Annotated in this window: 4 protein-coding genes; all 4 read left to right on the forward strand. The window is 49.3% G+C overall.

All coding sequences use genetic code 11. The annotated features are described in order from the left end of the window. A partial coding sequence (locus ACUVJL_RS16540) for a 50S ribosomal protein L18 (RefSeq protein ID WP_445246851.1) occupies positions 1 to 159 on the forward strand: 159 nt, incomplete at its 5' end. Between the two features lie 162 nt (positions 160 to 321). Then, complete coding sequence (rpsE, locus tag ACUVJL_RS16545; RefSeq protein WP_445246849.1) at positions 322 to 867, forward strand: 30S ribosomal protein S5; 546 nt, start codon at positions 322 to 324, stop codon at positions 865 to 867. Positions 868 to 1,013: 146 nt separating this feature from the next. Beyond that, entirely contained in the window at positions 1,014 to 1,460 is a 447-nt protein-coding gene (rplO, locus tag ACUVJL_RS16550) for a 50S ribosomal protein L15 (protein ID WP_006634984.1), read from the forward strand. A 102-nt stretch (positions 1,461 to 1,562) separates the two neighbouring features. Then, the coding region (gene secY / locus ACUVJL_RS16555) for a preprotein translocase subunit SecY (RefSeq protein ID WP_445246850.1) at positions 1,563 to 2,488 on the forward strand (926 nt) is incomplete at its 3' end.

Consider the following 2,488-nt stretch of genomic DNA (forward strand, 5'->3'; position numbering starts at 1 on the left):
GGCAACTGCTCCGCGAGCGTGCAAGTCGGTCAGTTGATTGCCAAACGCTGTTCCAGCGCTGGCATAGTCAAAGTCGTATTCGATCGCGGAGGCAACCTCTATCACGGTCGTGTCAAAGCCCTTGCAGAAGCAGCTCGCGAAGCCGGGTTAGACTTTTAGAGGAGGTAATGGGTAGCGGGTAATGAGTAATTAAAAAGTCAAAAGTCAAAAGTTGAAAGTTAAAAGGCAAAATCCAGATTTCTTCTATTTTTACTTTTTACTCAAACAATTACCACTTGCCGATCGCCTTTCACCAATTACTAATTCCCACAGGACAAAACTATGGCAGAACAAAAAGAACAGCGCACCAAGAAAAAAAGCAGCGGCAACAAAACGCGCGAAAAAGAATCCGAATGGCAAGAGCGGGTCGTTCAGATCCGGCGCGTTACCAAAGTAGTTAAAGGCGGTAAAAAACTCAGCTTCCGCGCCATAGTCATTATTGGCAACGAACGCGGTCAAGTTGGAGTGGGAGTAGGTAAAGCTAGCGACGTAATCGGTGCCGTTAAAAAAGGCGTCGCTGACGGCAAAAAGCACCTAATTGAAGTCCCCCTCACCAAAGCTAACTCCATCCCTCACCCCATCAACGGTGCAGGCGGCGGAGCCAAAGTCATGATGCGCCCGGCCGCTCCGGGAACCGGGGTAATTGCAGGGGGAGCAGTGCGAACTGTTCTCGAACTAGCAGGAGTCCGCAATATCTTAGCCAAACAGCTAGGTTCCGGAAATCCCTTAAACAACGCCCGAGCCGCAGTCAATGCTCTTTCCACCCTCCGCACCTTGTCCGAAGTTGCTCAAGAGCGCGGAATTCCAGTAGAAAACCTCTACGGTTAGGGCACGCGAGAATGGGAAACTGTAAGTTTTGAGTGTTAAGTGCTTGCGTTGAAAATAAAAAAATCCGCAACTTAAAACTCACGCACTCAAAACTACTGTGTACCACCTCTCTAAATACCAATTACCAATTACCAATTACTAAAACTATGAGATTGCAAGACGCCCGACCCAAAGCAGGCTCCCAAAAGCGCCCCCGACGCTTGGGCAGAGGTATTTCTGCCGGTCAAGGCGCGAGCTCCGGCAAAGGGATGCGCGGTCAAAAATCTAGAGCCGGTAGCGGCACTAGACCGGGTTTTGAAGGAGGTCAAAATCCTCTCTACCGCCGTCTCCCCAAGTTGAAAAGCTTCCCTCTAGTGAACCGGAAAGAGTACACTACCATTAATGTAAGTAAATTAGCATCGCTGCCAGCAAACACAGAAGTTACTCTCACCTCTTTGATCCAAGCAAAAATTGTCACCACAGACGACGGACCGCTGAAAATTTTAGGAGATGGCGAACTGAATGTGCCTTTGCAAGTCCGCGCCTCGGCTTTTACCGCAGGTGCTCGCACGAAAATTGAAGCTGCAGGCGGAAGTTGCGAATTAGTTGCGTGAAGATTTGAGGTTTGAGAGGAGGTCCAAATCTCAAATCCTCAAGCTTGCTATCAGAAAATGATTTAGTCGAAAATCCCAAATCTAAAATCCCAAATCGTAACTATGGACGTTAGTAGAGAAAAAGCGCCAACTGCACAAGAGACGTTCATGCAGATGGCTCAAGCTGCGGGTTTACGAGGCCGCATCCTCGTAACCATTGGCTTACTGATTTTAGTCCGCCTGGGTGTCCACTTGCCAGTCCCCGGCATCGATCGAGTCGCCTTTGCCCAAAACGTCCAAAATAGCCCTCTAATTGGCTTTCTGGATTTGTTCTCAGGAGGCGGCTTGTCAGCTTTGGGGATTTTCGCGCTGGGGATTTTGCCCTACATTAATGCTTCAATTATTGTGCAACTTCTAACTGCGGCTCTGCCAAGTTTAGAAGACTTGCAGAAAAATGAAGGGGAAGCAGGGCGGCGCAAGATTTCTCAAATTACTCGCTACGTTTCTTTGGGTTGGGCAATTCTGCAAAGCGTTGGCATTGCGATTTGGGTCAGCCCTTTTGCTCAAGCTCCGGCGCCTTTATTCATAGCACAAACTGCTTTGGCCCTGACTGCAGGCTCGATGTTTGTCATGTGGATATCGGAAGTGGTGACGGAGCGCGGCATCGGGAACGGAGCGTCGCTGCTGATCTTTATCAACATTGTGTCGGTTTTGCCGCGTTCTTTGGGACAAACTTTTGAATTGGCTCAAAGTGGGGACACGCAAGTTGTCGGCCGTGTAGTCGTTCTGCTGCTGGTCTTTTTGGTGACGATTGTCGGGATTGTTTTTGTTCAGGAAGGTACTCGCCGCATTCCGATTATTTCGGCCCGCCGCCAAGTCGGCCGCAAAGTTTATCGGGAAAGCCGGAGCTATCTGCCCCTGCGCTTGAATCAAGGCGGAGTGATGCCGATTATTTTTGCATCTTCGGTTTTGATTGTGCCTTCTTTCCTCGCTCAGTCTCTCAATAACCCGTTTTTGGTTCAAGTTGCTAATGTTTTGAGTCCGAACGG

This window comes from Microcoleus sp. OTE_8_concoct_300 (assembly GCF_031383065.1).
Classification (GTDB): Bacteria; Cyanobacteriota; Cyanobacteriia; order Cyanobacteriales; family Microcoleaceae; genus Microcoleus.